This window comes from Nocardia sp. NPDC004573 (assembly GCF_053602135.1).
The window spans coordinates 19,108-39,063 of record NZ_JBSGDA010000001.1 but is presented as its reverse complement, the minus strand read 5'-3'; the positions used below and the strand labels follow the sequence as shown (position 1 = coordinate 39,063).

General features: G+C 69.6%; 18 protein-coding genes. 5 read left to right on the top strand and 13 right to left on the bottom strand.

What is annotated here, in order from left to right:
* Positions 1–67: 67 nt before the first annotated feature.
* The 9 genes from ACWEKR_RS00185 to ctaD all read right to left on the bottom strand — a co-directional run bounded on the left by ACWEKR_RS00185 (position 68) and on the right by ctaD (position 9,896).
* On the bottom strand, positions 68–1,291 hold the full coding sequence (locus ACWEKR_RS00185; protein ID WP_452352599.1) for a THUMP-like domain-containing protein: 1,224 nt from the start codon (positions 1,289–1,291) through the stop codon (positions 68–70).
* 284 nt (positions 1,292–1,575) lie between these two features.
* Entirely contained in the window at positions 1,576–2,553 is a 978-nt protein-coding gene (locus tag ACWEKR_RS00180) for a class I SAM-dependent methyltransferase (RefSeq protein WP_195086254.1), read from the bottom strand.
* Between the two features lie 37 nt (positions 2,554–2,590).
* Entirely contained in the window at positions 2,591–3,364 is a 774-nt protein-coding gene (locus ACWEKR_RS00175) for an enoyl-CoA hydratase-related protein (protein ID WP_452352598.1), read from the bottom strand.
* A gap of 102 nt (positions 3,365–3,466) precedes the next feature.
* Positions 3,467–4,237, bottom strand: coding sequence for an NUDIX hydrolase (locus ACWEKR_RS00170; protein WP_452353060.1), 771 nt, complete (start codon positions 4,235–4,237; stop codon positions 3,467–3,469).
* 252 nt (positions 4,238–4,489) lie between these two features.
* On the bottom strand, positions 4,490–5,323 hold the full coding sequence (locus tag ACWEKR_RS00165; protein WP_195086258.1) for an ABC transporter ATP-binding protein: 834 nt from the start codon (positions 5,321–5,323) through the stop codon (positions 4,490–4,492).
* 125 nt (positions 5,324–5,448) lie between these two features.
* Positions 5,449–6,186 carry an aminoacyl-tRNA hydrolase gene (locus ACWEKR_RS00160; RefSeq protein ID WP_452353059.1) on the bottom strand — a complete coding sequence of 246 codons (738 nt, stop codon included), beginning with the start codon at positions 6,184–6,186 and terminating at the stop codon, positions 5,449–5,451.
* 62 nt (positions 6,187–6,248) lie between these two features.
* Complete coding sequence (locus ACWEKR_RS00155) at positions 6,249–6,671, bottom strand: protease inhibitor I42 family protein (protein WP_452352597.1); 423 nt, start codon at positions 6,669–6,671, stop codon at positions 6,249–6,251.
* Positions 6,672–6,740: 69 nt separating this feature from the next.
* Entirely contained in the window at positions 6,741–7,958 is a 1,218-nt protein-coding gene (gene serB / locus ACWEKR_RS00150) for a phosphoserine phosphatase SerB (RefSeq protein ID WP_452352596.1), read from the bottom strand.
* 195 nt (positions 7,959–8,153) lie between these two features.
* Entirely contained in the window at positions 8,154–9,896 is a 1,743-nt protein-coding gene (gene ctaD / locus ACWEKR_RS00145; protein ID WP_084488664.1) for an aa3-type cytochrome oxidase subunit I, read from the bottom strand.
* Between the two features lie 981 nt (positions 9,897–10,877).
* Between ctaD and ACWEKR_RS00140 the strand changes: the two genes are divergently transcribed.
* On the top strand, positions 10,878–12,338 hold the full coding sequence (locus tag ACWEKR_RS00140; RefSeq protein WP_452352595.1) for a CCA tRNA nucleotidyltransferase: 1,461 nt from the start codon (positions 10,878–10,880) through the stop codon (positions 12,336–12,338).
* A gap of 5 nt (positions 12,339–12,343) precedes the next feature.
* Here ACWEKR_RS00140 and ACWEKR_RS00135 read toward each other — a convergent pair whose 3' ends face one another.
* Complete coding sequence (locus ACWEKR_RS00135) at positions 12,344–13,159, bottom strand: hypothetical protein (RefSeq protein WP_452352594.1); 816 nt, start codon at positions 13,157–13,159, stop codon at positions 12,344–12,346.
* A 140-nt stretch (positions 13,160–13,299) separates the two neighbouring features.
* On the opposite strand from ACWEKR_RS00135, the gene ACWEKR_RS00130 reads away from it, so the two are divergent.
* From ACWEKR_RS00130 to ACWEKR_RS00120, 3 genes are read left to right on the top strand one after another with little or no spacing between them, the layout of a single operon-like run.
* On the top strand, positions 13,300–14,055 hold the full coding sequence (locus ACWEKR_RS00130) for a LamB/YcsF family protein (RefSeq protein ID WP_452352593.1): 756 nt from the start codon (positions 13,300–13,302) through the stop codon (positions 14,053–14,055).
* Between the two features lie 10 nt (positions 14,056–14,065).
* Positions 14,066–14,770 (top strand): 5-oxoprolinase subunit B family protein, encoded by a 705-nt coding sequence (locus ACWEKR_RS00125; RefSeq protein ID WP_452352592.1) that lies wholly within the window; start codon positions 14,066–14,068, stop codon positions 14,768–14,770.
* Positions 14,767–15,627 carry a 5-oxoprolinase subunit C family protein gene (locus ACWEKR_RS00120; protein ID WP_452352591.1) on the top strand — a complete coding sequence of 287 codons (861 nt, stop codon included), beginning with the start codon at positions 14,767–14,769 and terminating at the stop codon, positions 15,625–15,627. The genes ACWEKR_RS00125 and ACWEKR_RS00120 overlap by 4 nt, the downstream gene beginning before the upstream one ends.
* Here the strand turns inward: ACWEKR_RS00120 and ACWEKR_RS00115 are convergent.
* Positions 15,597–17,270 (bottom strand): DUF4185 domain-containing protein, encoded by a 1,674-nt coding sequence (locus ACWEKR_RS00115; protein ID WP_452352590.1) that lies wholly within the window; start codon positions 17,268–17,270, stop codon positions 15,597–15,599. The genes ACWEKR_RS00120 and ACWEKR_RS00115 overlap by 31 nt on opposite strands.
* 241 nt (positions 17,271–17,511) lie before the next feature.
* Here ACWEKR_RS00115 and ACWEKR_RS00110 point away from each other — a divergent pair, with 241 nt between their 5' ends.
* Positions 17,512–17,979: a hypothetical protein gene (locus tag ACWEKR_RS00110; RefSeq protein ID WP_452352589.1), complete on the top strand. Its 468-nt coding sequence runs from the start codon at positions 17,512–17,514 to the stop codon at positions 17,977–17,979.
* Here the strand turns inward: ACWEKR_RS00110 and ACWEKR_RS00105 are convergent.
* Together ACWEKR_RS00105 and ACWEKR_RS00100 are read right to left on the bottom strand one after the other, a co-directional pair.
* Positions 17,972–19,267, bottom strand: coding sequence for an MFS transporter (locus tag ACWEKR_RS00105; protein WP_452353058.1), 1,296 nt, complete (start codon positions 19,265–19,267; stop codon positions 17,972–17,974). The genes ACWEKR_RS00110 and ACWEKR_RS00105 overlap by 8 nt on opposite strands.
* A gap of 118 nt (positions 19,268–19,385) precedes the next feature.
* The gene (locus tag ACWEKR_RS00100; RefSeq protein WP_452352588.1) at positions 19,386–19,850 is read right to left on the bottom strand and encodes an NUDIX hydrolase; all 465 of its coding nucleotides are present in this window, start codon (positions 19,848–19,850) and stop codon (positions 19,386–19,388) included.
* Positions 19,851–19,956 lie beyond the last annotated feature (106 nt).

The following is a 19,956-nucleotide window of genomic DNA, read 5'->3' as shown; positions in this document are numbered from 1 at the left end:
TACCGCTGCCGTACGGCGCGTCACCGCCGCACTTCCGGGAGAGGGCGGCGGCGACGCACCCGCGTGGTCACGGAGTGGCACAGAGGAAAACCGTCGCGGCGCGGCCGATGCGAGTGATCACCAGGGTGTGCGGGCGGGTGCCCCGCGGTTTCAGGCGCGCACGAAGGGCGTCCGGATCGATGTCGACGCCCCGGGCGAGGATTTCGAGGGGGCCGCAATCGCGGCGATGCAGTTCGGCGCGCAGGGCTTTCTCACGGAAGTCCATGCGGTCGAAGATGCGGAAACCACGCACGCCCTCGGGCACGGTTTCACCGGTGAGATAGGCGATGCGCGGATCCAATTGCCACAGGCCGTGTTTCGCGGCGTAATGACGGACCAGACCGGCGCGCACGACGGCTCCGTCCGGGTCGATGATCCATTGCCCCGGCGCGCGCTCTGCGATGTCGTCGGATTCGGCATCGGTGATGCTCCACCCGCCGCCCTCGGACGAAAGTACCGTCGCGCGACGACGGACACCCCGATCGGCGAGTCCGGACGACCATAGGCACGCCTCCCGCACCGAGCCGTCGAGTGAGACGACCTCCACCTCACCGGACCAATCGAGCCGGTCGAAATCGAGGCCGGGAGCGCATTTCACGGCGAGATCGCGGCCCGCGTAGGCCGCGAGCAGATCCGGCAGCGGCGGTTGGAGTTTGGCCGGGTCGTGCGTGCGGCGGCCATCGGCGCGCCGGGCGGGGTCGGCGATGATCACGGTGTCGCGACTGCTCGGGCGCAGGGCATCTGCCCTGGCCAGCATCACATTCCGGGTTTCTTCCGCGGGACCGGTGGCGGTTGCGAGCGAACTGCGCTCCCCCGCCGCGAGCCGGCGCGGCACCAGATTGTGCGCGGCGATCGCCAGCCGCACCTCGTCCAGATCGCTGCCGAGCACCGCCGGGCACACCCGGGCCAGCTCGGCGAGTTCGGCTCCGATCGAGCAGGTGACGTCGTGCACCGTCCGTCCGGCCAGCCGCGCGGCGCGCTGCCGTGCCACCAGCGTCGGGGTGGCTTGCTGCAGCGCGTCGTCGGTGAACAGCCACTGCCCGGCGTCGAGGAGTTTGGCGGCTGCTCTGCGCCGCAATCGCACTGTCTCGATCAGGGCCGCCGCCCGATCGCCGTGCGCGCGACGGACTCGCTCCAGATCGCGCAGGTGCGTCGCCGTGGTCAGCTCCAGCTGTCCCACCTCGGCCAGCGCGTCCCCGCCGATCGCGCTACCGAGGTATCCCACATCATCACGGGTGAAGCGATAGCCCACTACCGGGCTCCAGTAATCGTTCGCACCGTGCCGACCCACCGGAGTCCGGTGGCCGGGACCGTCCCCCGCGCTGCCGCGACGGCCCGGTTCGGGTTGCCGGTGCGGGTGATCTCGACGGCGGCCTGTTTCCGGGCGCCTGTGGCGATCCCGCGAGCCTCGACCCGGTCACCGTTTCGGTGACGCTCCATCTCCGGGTTCCGGCGCAGTGACGCGGGCCGGTTCACCTGGGCAGCAAGTTCGCTGCCCAGGTCGGCGATGGGGTCGCGACCGGTAGCGCGGGTCAACTACTTTCCGGCGGAGGTGGGCTTCACGCCGGTGATCATGGCGTTGTAGAAGAACTGGCGCGGAACGACGCGGCGCATGACGTTCTCGTCCACCCAGCTCAGCCCCAGCCAAGCGCGGTACATGGCCATCCGGTAGCGCCAGGTGAGTTTCTCGGCGGGCACCGCCGCCTCGAACGTGCGCACGGGCCAGCCCCACAGCGCCGCGGCGAACTCCTCGGTCTTGGCCGCCACCTCGACGGCGCCGGCCGATCGGGCCATCGCCTCCAGGGCGCGCGGATCGAAGGTGTGCAGGTCGACGACCGCTTCCAGGGCCGCCGCGCGGGAGGACTCGTCCAGCTCCTCCTGCGGACGCCGCCAGCCGCTGAGCATCGGCAGCTTGGTCACCGTGGTGGTGGCCTTCCAGGTGATCCGGCCCAGCCAGCGCGCGTAGAAGTTGCCGACCGTGGTGGGCTCACCGGCGAACACGAAGCGGCCGCCCGGCTTGAGCACGCGCAGGCACTCCTTGAGCGCGAGTTCGACATCGGGGATGTGGTGCAGCACCGCGTGGCCGACCACCAGATCGAAGGTGTCGTCCTCGTAGGGGATGGTCTCCGCGTCGGCGACCCGGCCGTCCACGTCCAGGCCCAGATTCTGCGCGTTGCGCAACGCGACCTTCACCATGCCCGGCGACAGGTCGGTGACCGAGCCGGACTTCGCCACGCCCGCCTGCATCAGGTTCAGCAGGAAGAAACCGGTACCGCAACCGAGTTCGAGCGCCTTGCCGTAGGGCAGCGGCGCGGGGCCAACGGCCAAGTCGAACCGGCCGCGCGCGTACTCGATACAGCGCTCGTCATAGGAAATGGACCATTTGTCGTCGTAGGTCTCGGCCTCCCAGTCGTGGTAGAGCACCTGGGCCAGCTTCGTATCCTTGAGCGCTGCTTCGACCTCTGCCTCGGTGGCGTGCGGGTTCGGCGCGGGGTCGTCGGGACGTACCGTCATGGTCGGCAAGCCTACCCAAATCCGCAGTTGACGCCTGCTATCGGCCCACGAATTCCGCCGACCCTGGACCGTTGGCCAGATAAGAACCTGTTCCTATCAGGCGATCTTCCGTCGTGAACAGGCCGGACCACTCCGCGCGGGCCCGATCGAGGCCGTGCGGACCGGCTTCGAAGACCGCTTTCGCGGCGGCCAGCGCGCGGGCGGGACCCCCGACGAACTGGCGTGCCCAGCGCATCGCGGCGTTGTACACGTCGTCCGGCGCGACGACTTCGTCGACGAGACCGAGCGTCTTCGCCTCCTCCGGCTCGACGAATCGACCGGTGTAGACGAGATCTTTGGCGGGGCCGGGCCCGATCAGCAGCGCGAGCCGGCGGATGCCGGCGAGTGGGATCAGCCCGGCCTCGATCTGCGGCAGACCCAGCTTGACGTTGTCGCCGATGACGCGGCGGTCCGCGCCCAGCGCCAGCTCCAGTCCGCCACCGAGGCAGTAACCGCTGATCGCCGCGACGGTGGGCTGCGGAATCCGGGCCAGGCAGCCCAGGGCCCGCTGCAGGTCGGCCGCCATGGCGGCGGCCTGCTCGCTGCCGAGACCGAACAGTTCGGCCACGTCGTCACCCGCCGAGAACACCCGTTCGTCGCCGTACACGACCACCGCGGCGACCCCGGGGTCCGCCGCGACGGCGTCGGCCGCCTCGGCCAGTTCGCGCACCAGCTGCACGTTCAGCAGATTCATCGGCGGGCGGGCGAACCGCAGGACGCCCACGCCCCGCGCATCACCCTCCGGCAGCTCCAGGGTCACGAATTCGGCCATGAGAGGCCACGCTACCGGGTCCGGGCCGTCACCGACGGTGCGGATCGAAGACCGACCGCAGCCGCACCGACGACAGCCCGCCCGGCAGCTGAGCCGCCCCGCTCATGGGCGCACGGATCCCCGGAGTCGCCCCGCGTCGGGTAGGTCGGCGAAGTAGCGGTGGTTGTCGGGGAAGGACAGCTGCTGTGTGCCGTCCAGATCGGACAGCACGGGCAGGATCGGGTCGATCGCGCGCTCGGCCGCCAGGATGTCCGCGGTGGAGCGGAATTCGCCGAGCGCGACCAGTTGCGACCAAGTCGGCGGCAGCAGCACGTCGACGCCCGAGCGCCAGCGTGCCAGCGCCCCGGCCGGGGTGCTCCACCGCACCTCGGCGGCCTCGGACGTCGCGCCGTCGGCGCGCTGGCCCTTCGGCAGCACCGCGACGAAGAACCGGGTGTCGTAGCGGCGCGGCTCGATGACGGGGGTGATCCAGTTCGCCCACGGACGCAGCAGGTCGGCGCGGAGCACCAACTCCTCCTGGGCGAGGAAGGACGCCAGCGACAGCTCCCTGCGCTCGAGCCGGGCGCGAGCCGCGCGGTAGCCGGCCGTGTCGGAAACGACGCTGTCGGCGGTCGGCCCGGCCAGCAACACACCGCACTCCTCGAACGTCTCCCGGACGGCCGCGCAGACCAGCGCCTTGGCCCTGGTTTCGCTGGTCGCGAATTGCCCGGCCCACCACGCCGGTCCCGGACCGGCCCAGGCGATGTCGGCGGTTCCGTCGGACGGGTCGACGCCGCCGCCGGGGAACACGGTCATGCCCGCGGCGAACGCCATCGCGCCGACCCTGCGCTGCAGGAAGATCTCGGGTCCGTCGGCCCCGTCGCGCACCAGCATCACCGTGGACGCGTCCTTGAGCGGCGATGTCGGTTGCTGAGAGTCTGCCTGCGCTTCTGTCTCACTCACCCTTGCACCATAACGGGCGCAATCGGACGCACTCCGTCCACAGCCCGCGCACGGCCGGAGTCGAGGCCGGGGTAGGCCTGACTTCGCGGTCGGACGCACTTCGTCTACCGCCCGCACACGACCCCGAGCGAAGGCCAAGGTACGCCCGATGCGCGCTTGGTGGGCAACCGCACGCCGTGCTGGTCAGCGGCTGCGGTGGCTGCCCGCCCGGCGCGCGCGCCGGGCGAAGTAGCGGCCGTCGACGCGATCGAGCGCAATCGATTGCCTGAAGGCGTCGCTGAGGTTCTCCGCGGTGAGCACGTCGGAGAGCAGGCCCTGCGCCACCACTTCGCCCTCGTTGAGCAGCAGGCCGTGCGTGAACCCCGGCGGAATCTCCTCCACGTGATGGGTGACCAGCACGATCGCGGGCGCGTCCGGGTCTGCCGCGAGATCGCCGAGCCGCTCGACCAGTTCCTCACGGCCGCCCAGGTCCAAGCCCGCGGCCGGCTCGTCGAGCAGCAGCAACTCGGGGTCGGTCATCAGCGCGCGGGCGATGAGCACCCGCTTGCGCTCGCCCTCCGACAGGGTGCCGTAGGTGCGGTCCGAGAGGTGCTCGGCTCCCAGGCTTTCCAGCATGTCGATGGCGCGGTCGGTGTCCACGTCGTCGTAGCGCTCCCGCCAGCGGCCGAGCACCGCGTAGCCCGCGGAGATCACCAGATCGCTGACCTTCTCGTCGATCGGCACCCGGCTGGCCACCGCGGCCGACGACAAGCCGATCCGCGGGCGCAACTCGCTGATGTCCACCTTCCCGACCCGCTCCCCCAGCAGATGGGCGATGCCCGCGGTCGGATGCAGCTCGGCGGCGGCCATCCGCAGCAGCGAGGTCTTGCCCGCGCCGTTGGGCCCGAGGACCACCCAGCGTTCGTCGAGCTCGACCTGCCAGGTAACCGGGCCGACCAAGGTATGCCCGGAGCGGCGGACGGTCACGTCGGTGAAATCGATGAGCAGATCGGGATCCGGTTGCGGCACGCGCTCCATCTTGGCCCACGCGTGGGGGCACTTGCCAACGCGGGGAGGGTAAACCGAGCCGTTCGGTCGGGTCCTCGCGGGACGGCTGCCCGCACGGCCGTATCGAGCGCCCTCCGACACGCCCGCGCGACGGTTCACCAGGACCGGGCGGGCACCGCGATCACCGTCATCGAGCCCGGCGCCACTTCGGTGTATCCCGCGTCGCGCACGGCGACGGCCGCACCTCCGGCGACCTGCTCGACCAGCGCAGCCCAGCGCTGCGCATCGGCCTCGCGCACCGCGCAACGGAAGCCGAGTTCCGCCCAGCGCCACGCGTGCTCCACCGGCAGCGCACCGGCCAGCAGCATGCTCGCGTGACCCACCTGCGCGGCCGACTTGCCCAGCGTCATCCCGAGCGCGGCGTTCACCCAGAGCACCGGCAGGTCCGGATCGGGCGGCCCTGGATCGTCGTGCTCGAGATCGGTGCCGCCGATCTGCAACCGCTTGATCAGCGGATCGACCTGCCCCACCGGGCCCGGCACCAGCGCCCGCGCCTGCGCGCCCTCGATCTCGACGGTGACGCCCGGCACGCCGCACGTCGCGCGCCATTGGGCCCCGCGCGCCCGGCGAGCCACCTTGCGGATTCGCGACCGCTTCCACCCCAGATAGCGTTCCTGCCACTCGCCACCCGGCCCGACGCGCTCGTCCAGGCACAGCGCCACCGCCGCGGACGCGGCAGCGGCCAGCAGCGCGCTGCGGGGCGGCGGATCGGTCTTGGGCAGATGCAGAACCATCTGCATCGCCTGCACCATGGCGGGATCGTCCGGATCGCCCGCCCCGTAGCCCGCGGACAGCTCCGTGTGCCGGGCCCGGAATCCTGCGATGTCCGAAATCCTTGCACCCGTAGGGCTCTCGCCGTCATCCCGGACCTCGGCACCACATTCCGGAATGCTCGTCACGGCTCCACCTCGATCGTCAACGAAAACGTCCTGGCCGGTTCCAGCCCCTGCTCCCACGGGCGCCGGTACTCCATCGTCAACGGCGTCCGCCCCGCGGCCACGCCGACGAAACTCCACACCGATGTACCACCCGCGCCGGGTGCGACAGGCACGGCCGGATCGGGTTCGAAATCCGCCTCGCCGTCCTGCTTCGCCACGGCGGCGTCCACCGCCGCGACGCTCCAGGAGTATCCCGTGGACGGATTCGACGGGAGCGCGACCATCAGCCGCTGCCCGACCCGCAGTCGCCGCTGGTGTCCGTCGTCCGGCTCGCCCACGCGCACAACGGGATCCGCGGACTCGGTCGTAGCCCCGTCCGGCGAGCCGCCACACCCCGCCACCGCCAACCCGGCCAGCAGCACAAGCAGGGCCTTCCGCACCCGTCCTCCGATCGCCGAAAGATCAACTGCAGCGAGCCTACCGAGGCGGACGCCGGGCGGGCCGGACGATCAGCCCAGCGGTACGCGGCGCAGCAGCCCGTCCCTGGCGTCGGCGGCCTCCACCTCGTGCCGGGTGACCCCCAGGATGAACAGGACGGCGTCCAGATAGGGATGCGAGAGGGCCGCGTCGGCGACCTCGCGCAGCGCGGGCTTGGCGTTGAAGGCGACACCGAGCCCGGCGGCGTTGAGCATGTCGATGTCGTTGGCGCCGTCACCCACCGCGACGGTCTGTTCCATCGGCACCCCGGCTTCGGCCGCGAACTTGCGCAGCGCGGTCGCCTTGGCCGCCCGGTCGACGATCTCGCCGACGACCCGGCCGGTCAGCTTGCCGTCCACGACCTCGAGCGTGTTCGCCTGCACGAAGTCCAGTTCCAGCTCGTGCGCCAGCGGTTCGATCACCTGCCGGAAGCCGCCCGACACCACGCCGCAGCGGAAGCCGATCCGGCGCAGCGTGCGGATGGTGGTGCGCGCCCCAGGGGTCAGCTCGATCCGGTCGGCCACTTCCTCGATCACCGACTCGTCCAGGCCGGCCAGCGTGGCGACCCGCTGTCGCAGCGATTCGGCGAAGTCGATCTCGCCGCGCATCGCGGCCTCGGTCACCTTGCGGACCTCGTCCTCCACGCCCGCGTGCGCCGCGAGCATCTCGATGACCTCGCCCTGGATCAGCGTCGAGTCGACGTCGAAGACGATCAGCCGCTTGCCGCGGCGGGCCAGCCCCGCGCGCTCCACCGCCACGTCGACCTGCTCGGCCACCGCGACCTCGGCCAGCGCCGTGCGCAGCCGGGAATCGGTGTCCGGGCCGGAGTCGATCGCGGTGACCAGCAATTCCATACCGGTCACCGGGTAGTCGGCGATACCGCGGATGGTGTCGATGTTCGCCCCCAAGGCGGCCAGTTGCCGCGACACCGCGCTGAACGCGCGTGCGGTGACCGGGCTGCCGAGGATGACCACCGCGTGCGTGGACATCGGCTGCCTGCCGATCGCCGCGTCCACCTCCACGTCGACGTGCATGCCGACGGTGTTCATGGCCTCTTCGAGCTCGTCCTGCAACGCCTCGGCGTCGGTCGGGCAGGTGACCAGGACGCCCAGCGTCAGCCTGCCCCGGATCACGACCTGCTCCACGTCCAGCAGACTCACCTGGTGCCGGGACATGGCCGTGAGCAGCACGGACGTCACACCGGGACGGTCGGGTCCGGTGACGGTGACGAGGACGGTGGTGTCGGCCAACTGATGCGCTCCATGTTCGAGGTTCGCCGTCGCTGTGCTGGACGTCGTTGTCGCAACGCACGGTGCGTACCGATCTCTGCAAACGATCTCCACAAACGAGTGTGCACCCGCTGATGACCAGCGGGTGCACACTCGTCGCGATGAATCCTACGGCGCGGCCGGACGTCGTCCGCCCGGCCCCGGCGCGAAGGCGCCCTACTTCGCCAGGGCGTTCGGCTCGTGCAGCTCGGTGGCGTGCTTGCCCGAGCCCCAGCCCACGTGCGCCTCGGCGCGCATGCGCTCGACCATGTGCGGGTAGTGCAGCTCGAACGCGGGACGCTCGGAGCGGATGCGCGGCAGCTCGTAGAAGTTGTGCCGCGGCGGCGGGCAGGTGGTGGCCCACTCCAGCGAGTTGCCGTAGCCCCACGGGTCGTCCACGGTGACCACCTCGCCGTAGCGGTAGCTCTTGAAGACGTTCCACAGGAACGGCAGCATCGACGCGCCGAGCACGAAGGCGCCGATCGTGGAGATGGTGTTCAGCGTGGTGAAGCCGTCGCTGGGCAGGTAGTCGGCGTAGCGGCGCGGCATGCCCTCGGCGCCCAGCCAGTGCTGGACCAGGAAGGTGGTGTGGAAGCCGATGAAGGTCGTCCAGAAGTGCCACTTCGCCAGGCGCTCGTCCAGCATCCGGCCGGTCATCTTCGGGAACCAGAAGTAGATGCCCGCGTAGGTCGCGAACACGATGGTGCCGAAGAGCACGTAGTGGAAGTGCGCCACGACGAAGTACGAGTCGGTCACGTGGAAGTCCAGCGGCGGGCTGGCCAGGATGACGCCGGACAGACCACCGAAGAGGAAGGTGACGATGAAGCCGATGGAGAACAGCATCGGCGATTCGAAGGTCAGCTGACCGCGCCACATGGTGCCGATCCAGTTGAAGAACTTCACACCGGTCGGGACCGCGATCAGGAAGGTCATGAACGAGAAGTACGGCAGCAGCACCGCGCCTGTGGCGTACATGTGGTGCGCCCACACCGCGATGGACAGCGCGGCGATACCCAAGGTGGCGTAGACCAGCGTGGTGTAACCGAAGATCGGCTTACGCGAGAAGACCGGGAAGATCTCCGAGACGATGCCGAAGAACGGCAGCGCGATGATGTACACCTCGGGGTGGCCGAAGAACCAGAACAGGTGCTGGTAGAGCAGGATGCCGCCGGTGGCAGGGTCGTAGATGTGGCCGCCCAGGTGGCGGTCGTAGGCCAGGCCGAACAGCGCGGCGGTCAGCAGCGGGAAGGCCAGCAGCACCAGGACGCTGGTGACGGCGATGTTCCAGGTGAAGATCGGCATCCGGAACATGGTCATACCCGGAGCGCGCAGGCAGACCACGGTGGTCAGCATGTTCACGCCACCGAGGATGGTGCCCAGACCGGACACCGCCAGGCCCAGGATCCACAGGTCGGTGCCGACACCGGGCGAATGCAGGATGTCGGTCAGCGGCACGTACGCCGTCCAGCCGAAGTCCGCGGCGCCGCCCGGGGTGATGAAACCGGCGGTCGCCATGCTGGCGCCGAACGCGTACAGCCAGTAGCTGAAGGCGTTCAGGCGGGGGAAGGCGACGTCGGGAGCGCCGATCTGCAGCGGAAGGATGATGTTGGCGAAGCCGAACACGATCGCGGTCGCGTAGAACAGCAGCATGATCGTGCCGTGCATGGTGAACAGCTGGTTGAACTGCTCGGTCGAGAGGAACTGCAGACCGGGACGCGCCAGCTCACCGCGCATCAGCAGGGCCATCAGGCCACCGATGAGGAAGAAGCCCATCGACGTGGTCAAGTACATGACACCCAGGACCTTCGGGTCCGTGGTGGTGACCATCTTGTAGATGAACGAGCCCTTCGGCCCGGTCCGAGCCGGATAAGGCCGAGTCGCTTCCAACTGAGGGACTGGCTGGGGCTCTACGGCAGTCACTGATCCTCCTGAAAGGTGCCTTTAGGTCGCTCCGCAGGCTCCGCTGATCGCATCCATCCCGATGTCGGGACAGACGACAGTTCGCTTGCGCTCTTGGCATCGTAAACCGGGGGCGCCCGCGTCGACCGAACGGGTCCTACTCTCTGTCGTATTTGTTGGCCGCGTCGTATTTGTTGGCCGCGACTTCGTCGCGGCGTGTTCGCGGCCCCTTTATGGCTCGCGTCCGAGCGACCGCCGCTGGCGACTGCGTCGCGGACGCGGCGGCCGCTCGGACGCGAGCCGGGCCGCGAACGGCGGATGCTCGGTCTCGCTTCGCTCGAAACCAGTGGCCGGGGTGGGCTGGGTACGTCGGTCTTCGAGTTCGGGGACCGGGGCGCGGCTGGTAGTGGGTGATCTCGGGTTGGCCGGTGCTGGTGGTTTGTCGTGGGACATGCGGCCGCTCGGATTGGACGGCGCTCAGCGGTGCCAACGACGGATTCTCGGTGCGTGATTCGCGCACCGAGAGTGAGGTGCGCGGGGTGAGTCGGCTCGGTACGGGAGTTGGCGACATGAGGCACAGCGGCTGTTCGCCAGGCTGAGTGGGTAGTGTTCGTCGCCGACGTGCCCCGCTGGTCGGAAGCGGGCGGCTATGAACGCCCCATGAACGAGGAGGATGGGCACGTTTCCTGGAGAGCGGTGGTGCGGGTGCGTCGGTGTTCGCGCTCGCGATACCGGGGCATGGGCGCATAGCGGCAGGTGGCGCGTCGATCGCTTACACGAGGTCCGCCCGGCAGCCGGCGTGTTCCAGGGCTGGGAGCGATGTTCCTGGACTCGCTCCGGCCGGAGGTCGCGGTTGTGGCGGCTGCGTAGTCGGCAGGAGTGGGATGGTGCGCGCTGTGCGGACGCCGCCGGCTGGGCTCATGTCGGTGCCCTTATATATCTGGGCTGCTGTGGGGCCTGGGCGGCGATACTCGTTGGCGTGGCTCGGTAAGCTGCTCATTCGTGGTTTCGCCGAAGTCTCAGGACGCTGCGCTGAATAGACGTACCCGACTGCTGGCCGCCGCGGCGGTGACGCTCGGGGGGCTGGCGGATGTGCTGACGCCGCTCGGCGAGATGTTCGCCGCACGGGGGCACGAGCTGTACCTGGTGGGCGGGAGCGTGCGGGACGCGGTGCTCGGCCGGTTGGGGACGGATCTGGACTTCACCACCGACGCGCGGCCGGAGGCGGTGCAGGACATCCTGCGCGGGTGGGCCGACCATCTCTGGGACACCGGCGGTCTGGCGTTCGGCACGGTCAGCGCGGCCAAGGACGGGCAGCAACTGGAGATCACCACGTTCCGCGCGGACAGCTACGACCGGATGTCCCGAAACCCGCAGGTGACCTTCGGCGACTCGCTCGACGAAGATTTGGTGCGCCGCGATTTCACCGTGAACGCGATGGCCGTGAAGATCGGCGCGGACGGCGCGCTGGAGTTCATCGATCCGCTCGACGGCATGACCGCCCTGCTCGACGGCGTGCTGGACACGCCTGCGGCGCCGGAGGATTCGTTCAACGACGATCCGCTGCGCATGCTGCGCGCCGCACGGTTCGTCTCCCAGCTGGGGTTCGAACCGCATCCGCGGGTGCGGGCCGCGATCACCGCGATGGCCGACCAGATCGAGCGCATCACCGCCGAGCGGGTACGGGTGGAGCTGGACAAGCTCATTGGTGGCGCGCACCCGATCGACGGCATCAACGTCATGTGCGAGACCGGGCTGGCGCAGCGGGTGCTGCCCGAGGTGCCCGCGATGAAGCTGGAGATCGACGAGCATCATCAGCACAAGGACGTCTACTGGCATTCGCTCACCGTGCTCGAGCAGGCCATCGACCAGGAGGACGGCGACCCCGACCTGGTGCTGCGCTGGGCCGCGCTGCTGCACGACATCGGCAAGCCCGACACCAAGCGCAACGAGCCGGGCGGCGGCGTCAGCTTCCACCACCACGAGGTGGTCGGCGCGAAGATGGTGCGCAAACGGATGCGGGCGCTGAAGTACCCGAAGCAGTTCACCGAGGACGTCGCCCGGCTGGTGTTCCTGCACCTTCGCTTCCACGGTTACGGCAAAGGCCAGTGGACCGACTCCGCGGTCCGCCGTTACGTCACCGACGCCGCCGACCTGCTCCCCCGCCTGCACAAACTCGTCCGCGCCGACTGCACCACCCGCAACAAGCGCAGGGCCGCCGCGCTGCGGGCCACCTACGACGAGCTCGAGGCGCGGATCGAACGGCTGCGTGAGCAGGAAGATCTGGCCAAGGTCCGCCCGGACCTGGACGGCAACGCGATCATGGAGCTGCTCGGTCTGTCTCCGGGACCCGACGTCGGGCGGGCGTGGCGCCACCTGAAGGAGCTGCGCCTGGACCACGGCCCGCTCAGCCGGGACGAGGCCGAGGCCGCGCTGCTCGAATGGTGGAAGACGCAGAGCTGATCGGGTCAGAAGACGATCAAGGTGGTGCCGGCCAGGATCGCCGAGCGCATCTGGGCCAGGTCGAACGATCCGGCGATCTCCGGCAGTTCGACGCGGAATCGAATGAGGTCGCCTTCCCGCACGGCGCGCACGATCCGCGCGTCCTTGGGCAGGTGCTCGAGCGGCACGGCGGGCACGTCGATCATTCGGCGCGGAATGCGGACGCCGAACCAGGTCACCCGGCGGATCGCGATATCCAGCCGGTTGTCCGCGACGGACGCCTCCACCAGGGCGGTGACCAGCCGGCGGCGGTGCCTGGCACGGATCAGCCCGCTCGGGTGCACGTCCAGGTCCCAGTCCAGCGGCTGGGTGTTGAGCCACCCGACCAGCGCCGCCGTGGTAACGGTGCCGATGAGATCGAGCCGGGCGGTGCGCACCTTCGTCGGCACGCCCGGTACCAGGCGGACACCGTGGGCGATCACCGTCACGGACTCGATCGGGTGATCGTCCCAGCGCAGCCGCGACAGGACCGTCTTGGTCTGGAAGTGTGCGCCGCGGCGGCGCACCTTCAGCACCTGCAAGGTGGCGTGCAGGTCGTGACCGAGCAGCGTCGCGCTGACCTCCTGCCCACCGAACCGGCTCAGGATGCCTTCGCTGAGCATGGTCATCAGCACATCCGGCAGCAGCGCCGTGACGGTGCCCGCGCCGAGGTCGGCGACCGGATCCATCCAGGCCGTGCTGAGCGCGACCCACTGCTCCAGCCAGGATTGATCGAACAGGCGCTTTCCGAGATCGACGGCCCGCAACGGCGACCAGGACTTCGGATCGAAATACGTGGCCATGATTGGATCGAGCGTACTTGGCGCGGGCGTCCGAGCCCCCGCGCTGTGACCCAGGTCGCGCGGACCGGACGTCTTGCCTGCGGTAACGCTCGAGCACGAGAATCGAAGAGCCGTCTATCACGCACTGCTGGAGGACGCACATGGCGCTGGATTTGAACAGTGACCTCGGTGAGGGTTTCGGGCCGTGGACGATGGGCGACGACGCCGCGATGCTCGACATCGTTACCAGCGCGAACATCGCCTGCGGATTTCACGCGGGCGACCCCTCGATCATGCGCAGGACCTGCATGCTCGCGGTGGAGAAGGGGGTGCGGATCGGTGCCCACGTCGGGTATCGCGACTTGGCCGGTTTCGGCCGGAGAGAGATCGCCGTCGCGCCTGACGAACTGCGCGACGAGGTGCTGCACCAGATCGGTGGTCTCGACGCCTTCGCGAGGGCCGCGGGCGATCGAGTGCGGTACGTGAAACCGCATGGAGCGCTTTACCATTCCGCCGCGCGCGATCGTGAGCTGGCGGACGCGGTGCTGGCCGCGATGGTGGAGTACGACCCGCGCCTCGTACTCCTCGGTCCGGCGGACACCGGACTGGAGTCGGCCGCCGAGGCCGTCGGTGTGCGATTCGTCGGCGAGGGCTTCGCTGACCGCGCCTACACGCCGGAGGGGTCGCTGGCCGCGCGGGGCACGCCGGGAGCGGTGCTGGAGCCGGAGCAGGCGGTCGTCCAAGCGGTCTCGATCGCGAAGTCCGGCCTTGCCCGGACAGTGGGCGGGTCCGGCGAGGTGGTGGTGCGTGCAGCGAGCATCTGCGTGCACGGTGATTCTCCCGCCGCGGTGGAGATGGCTCGCTTCATCCGGGCCGCGCTGGACGAAGTCGGCGTGCCGGTAGAACCCTTCGGCTGAGGGCAGAGGCATGGCGACGAGGGGCGGGCCGACGCACGCGGCGTGGCAGGCGGCAGAAGCGGCGATCCGCGCTGCGGGCGATCGAGCGCTGCTGATCAATCCGCAGCGCCGCGACTCGGTCGCGGAACTCGCGACGGCGCTGCGGGATCGTCCGATACCCGGGGTGCAGGATGTGCTCCCAGCGGCGGAGACCCTCCTGCTCACGCTGCATTCGCCACGCGACGCGGACCCTGTCCGTCGGGTACTGACGAGCCTGCTGGTCTCCCTGCACGCCGAGCAATCGCCCATTGTTTCCCGTGGAACGTTGTCCGACAACGCGTTCCGTGTCGAGCCGGTGTCGATCCCCGTGCGTTTCGACGGCCCCGACCTCGATGACGTGGCTCGGATGCTCGACCTCACCACGGCCGAGGTGATCGCCGCGCACACGGGCACGGTGTGGCGGTGCGCTTTCGTCGGATTCGCGCCCGGCTTCGGCTACCTGGAATCGCCCGACGGCAGGCTGTCCGTCCCTCGCAGAGCGCAGGCGCGCACATCGATTCCGGCGGGCGCAGTCGCGCTCGCCGGTGGATACAGCGCCGTGTACCCACGCAGCACACCGGGCGGATGGCAGGTGATAGGAACCACCGAACTCAGGATGTGGGATGTCGAGCGTGAGCCGCCCGCGCTGATCCGCGCGGGCGCCACGGTTCGTTTCGTCGACGCGAGGGACGGATGATGATCGTCGTCGAGACTGTCGGTCCATTGGCAACGATTCAGGATCTGGGGCGACCGGGTTGGTTCGATTCCGGTGTCGGTCACGCGGGGGCGGCGGACCGCTGGTCGCTGCGGCTGGCCAACCGGCTGGTCGGCAACCCGGAGGGGCACGCGGCTGTCGAAGTGCTGCTCGGAGGTCTCGCGCTGCACGCCGAAGAGCACGTCATGCTGGCGGTGACCGGCGCACCGGCGCCCGCCAGCGTCGACGGCTTGCCCGTGGGGCACGCGAGTGTGCTGGAACTGGAACCTGGGCAGGTACTGCGGCTGGGCTACGCGTCCGTCGGGCTGCGCAGCTACGTCGCGGTGCGCGGCGGTATCGACGTGCCGGAGACGCTTGGTTCTCGTAGCCACGACACCATGTCGGGCCTGGGGCCGGAACCTCTGGCACGAGGTGATCGCCTACCGGTCGGAGCTTCTCCGCACACGATCCCGGTCGTGGACCTCGCTCCTGTCGCTGAGTTGCCCGCGGACGTCGTCACCGTGCGTGCTGTGCCCGGCCCGCGCGACGACTGGTTCACCGACGCCGCGGCCCTGTTCGAGGGCGAGTGGGAGGTCTCCGCCGACACCGACCGGGTCGGCGCACGATTGGCCCGCCGCACCGGCCCGCCACTGGAACGCAAGGTCACTCGCGAGTTGCCGACCGAGGGCATGGCGCTCGGCTCGATCCAGGTGCCCCCGAGCGGACAGCCGGTCGTGTTCCTCGCCGACCATCCGGTCACAGGGGGCTATCCGGTGATCGCGGTGGTGGTCGACGCCGACGTCGACGCGATCGCGCAGACCCGGCCCGGTCAGCCGGTGCGGTTCGTGCGCGCGGGTTGACCCCGGGTCGCGCTCGGCGTCAGCCGGGCGTGCATGAGATACACGTTGTAGGTGTCCCATGCCGAGAGCATGAAGTACAGGTCTTCGCCGGTCGACCACGGATGGATGAACCCGCCGTAGGACTTCGGGTAGTCGGCGGTGGACACCAGTGGGATCGCTTCGGTCCACGCGCCCTGCGGGCTCGCCGCGGTACGCAACACGATCGCGCCCCGCGCCGAATCCAGGTAGACCATCTGCCACTGTCCGGTCGACCGGTCGTAGCGCACCGACAGCTCACTGGCCATGCCGAGCACCAACGGGGTGGCCTGGTTCTCGGCGGCGGGCGCCCAGGTGCCGCCCACCCAGTATTGGTAGGCGGACTTGTTGAGGATCTGCTGCTGGGGCACACGGGCCAGCGCGATCGTGCCGATGCGTCCGTTGGGTGTGCCGAACATGTAGACGTACCCGCCCTGCGGCACCATCGCCGCGACCTGGAACTTGCCGAGACCGAACAGGTTCTCCCATTTGGCGTGCTGGTCTTTGCGCCAGGTACGCCCGAGGTCGTCGGAGTAGGCGATGCCGCCGTAGTTGGTCCACCACAGGCCCGGGATGCGGCTCCACCTGTTCACCGACATGTAGCTGAGGTACTGCCGGTTGCCGACGGCGAACCCGGAGGTCGGGATGGTGGTGGTCTCCCAGTTCTTGATCTTGCGGCTGCCCAGGATCTCCGCGGCGTGGCAGCGGCTGTCCTGGGCGAAGGTGTCCAGGGTCAGGCCGTCGGACAGTTCGTGGTCGGTGCTGAAACCGATGACGTTGCTGCGCCAATCCTGGTCGTCGTTGCCGGCGCCGCCGACGCCCCAGCCTTTGCCGAAAGTGTCGCCGAAGACGACGGCGACCTCACCGGGCGCCGTCTCCCACATCAACCCGAGATCGGTGCCGTCGACCTGCCAGCGCATGTCGGTCCGGTTCTCCGAGCCGTGCCCGGTCACCTGCCCGACCAGCCGCACCGACTCCACCGCGGGCGCGGTCGGCGAGGCCGTGAGCGATCCCGGTTCGGCCGGATGCACCACCTGCGGTGGGGCGGGCTGCGGCTCCTCGCCGGGACCGCCGGGCACGGGAACCGGAATCGGCTCGATCTCCGGCTTGAACTCCACGCGCGGAAGTTTCACGGGCGCACCGGAACCCGAGCCACTGCCGGAACCGGACCCGTAAGCACTGCCCGTACCGGAGCCCGCGGCGGAGCCGGAGGAGCCGGTTCCCTCGTCGGTGCCCGTCTCGGGCGTCGGGCTGGGAGCCGGATCGGTCCCGGGGTGCTCGGGATAGTCCCTGATATCAGGGCATGGGTTGTCACACGGATTCTCCGGCAGGGGATCGGGAACGATCCGTGTGTTGTCCTGCGGCGGGTCGGGCACCGGAACGGGAGTCAGTTCCGGGATCGGCACCGGGATGTCGATCTGCGGGGGCAGCGGGGGCGGAGGCGGCTGCGCCGGATCGGGCTCGCGATTGAGCGGGTCGAACCCGACTTCACCGCAGCTGTTCACCGGCGGCGGCGCCCACGGGAAGGGTGCGGCTTGCACGGTCGGCACCGGCACGGTGAGTGCGCCGACGAGCAGCGCGCCGAACAGCGCCGGCGCACGAGGGGAGGTGATCACGGAGGTGCGCATCAGCTGGGCCCCGCCGCGGTCGTCAAGCGATCGGGTGCGCGGCGGCGGACCGAGTTTTCCATGCGCCCAGCAGTTCTCGTACCGCATCGGGGTGGTGCACCGGAAAACCCATGTCGTATCGACTCCTGTCGGTCGGCCGCTGACAGGTCAACATACCGGAACAACCGCCGTGAACGGGGGACGGCGAATCGGAAAGCCTCGGTAATGGAACCAGCGCCGGGCCGAGTGCGTCCAAGGGAATATGGACGAGATCGAGTACGTGTTCGGTACCGGTGACGGCTGCGTGCACGTCTGGACCAGCGAGGCCGACCTGGAACTCGGCGGCACGGGCACGGCCGATGCGGTGCGGCTGGACTTCGACGGGGACGGCATCGCCGACGACGCGCTGTGGGATCCGGCCGGCGCGGGCCGAGCCGAGGTCGCGGCGCTGGATCTCGACGACGACGGCGTGCCCGACCATTTCTTCACCGATCCCACCGCCCTCGGGACCTGGAACCACGAGATCACCGGTCTACCCGCGGACGCGGCGAGCGAGCCGCTGGACTGGATCGTGCGCACGGACGCGGACGCGCCGGATCGTCTGGTGGACGACCAGCGATTATCGGAGCCACAGGCGAATTCCGAGGATGCCGGTGCGCTGCCCGAGCACCTCGCGCACTGGCTCAACCGCGCCCGGCGCGACCCAGGCGATGATTTGTTCCTCAGCTGACCGCGCGGCGGCGCTTGTTCACCGTGATGGCCGCGATTCCCGCGGCGTAGATGGCGGCTCCCGACAGCACGACGACCGCGGATCTGCCGTCGTCCGGAACGATCACGGCCGCGGCCGCGATGGCAAGCACGAACGTGATGTTGAAAACGGTGTCCTGCAAGGCGAAGACCTGGCCTCGGCGAGCGTCATCGATATCGATCTGCATGGTCGCGTCACCGGTCAGTTTGATCGTCTGCCCGGCCAGCCCAAGCAGAAAGGCGCCTGCCAAGAGCAGTTCGTGCGCACGCTGCGCCGCGGCGCCCGCGTCGGCGAACGCGATCGGCGTGACCAGGGTCAGTTGCACCAGCATCGCGGTGATCAGTCCGGCGACCACGGTGCGGGCCCGCCCCAGCCGGGGAACAAGTAGCGGCGCGACTACGGCGGCCACCAGCATGCCCCCCGCGGTGGCGCCGATCGCGACGCCGAAACCGACCAGGCCGCCACTGAGTCCGGTGCCGTCCACCGGGGTCTGGCGCAGCACCAGCACCATGATCAACGTATTCACGCCGAAGACGATTCGATGGGTTCCGATACCCAGCATCGCCGTCGTGACCGCTCGCGACTCCCACACCGCTGTGGCGCCGGTACGCAGACCGGTGGCGATCGCGTGCACCGTGTTCTCGCCCTTCGCCGCGTCGGGAGCCGGGCCGAGCACGTGGCGCGGGAACCCCGCCGCCAACGCCGCGCCGAGCAGCGACCCGGCGCCGCTGATCGCGACCGCGACCGCCGAGGCGAAGTCTCCCGCTCCGATCAGACCGATCATGCCCACCGCGATCGCCGCGCCCGCGCCCGCGCATCCGGAGGCGACCGTGGCCAGCACCGAGTTCATCGGCACCAGCCACGCCTGCGCCAGCACCCGCGGCAGCGCGGCCGAGACGCCTGCCAGGACGAATCTGCTCACACCCACCACCGCCAGAGCCAGCAACAGCAGTGGCGTCTCGCCGACTCCCGCGAGCAGCCCTACGCTGACCAGCGCGATCAGCCCGGCACGTAGCACGTTGGCCACCAGCAGCACAGCGCGCCGATCCCAGCGATCCAGCAGTGCGCCCGCGTACGGCCCGATCAGCGAATACGGCAGCAGCAGTACCGCGAATCCCGCGGCGATGGCCAGCGGATCGGTCTGCCGCTCGGGGTTGAACAGGATCGCGCCCGACAACGCCGCCTGGAACATCCCGTCGCCGAACTGCCCGGCGAAACGCACCAGGGCCAGCCGCGCCACGCCTGGGCTCTGCCGAAGTGTGGCGAGCAATCCCTCCGGCCGTTGCTCCGCGGGAGTGCGGCCTTCGGCGTGACCAGTCGACACGTCCGCGAGAGTACTGCGTATACCGACGATGTCGCATGTTCGCGCATCGGCCCAGCGCTGCGCCTCAGACCCGGTCGACCAGCGCGCTCACCGTCGCCCGCATATCCGGCGCCATCGGCAGTTCGTCGAGCGCGTCCGCGTCGATCCAGGCGAACGCGTCGTGCTCGCCCGGGGCGAGGGCGACGTCGCCCGATCCGGCCTCCGCGACGAAGCTGTATTTCCGCACTTTCGCCTTGGTCCGCGTGGCGTAATCGAATCCACCGAGGAAGTCGACGACGGCGCGCAGTCGCAGCCCCGTTTCCTCCAGCAATTCCCGTTCGACGCACTCGGCGAATGTCTCGCCCGATTCGACGCCTCCGCCGGGCAGTTCGTACATGCCGCCGTGATAGTCGTCGGCGACCCGGCGCACCATCAGAAGCCGGCCCGCGCGGAACACGGCGACGCCGATCACGAAATGAGCGATGCCGTCGCGGCGCGCTTCGCTGCGGAGTTGCTGCTCGAGCCGGGCGAGGTCATCGGGGTCCAGCACGTCGTTCCCTCCGGTTGGCGTTGTGGCGCTGGTCAATCGGCGCCGGGCCGCGATATCCGACGAGGTGGCCCGACGTTTCGACGTACCGGTTGGTTCTGCTCGCCTC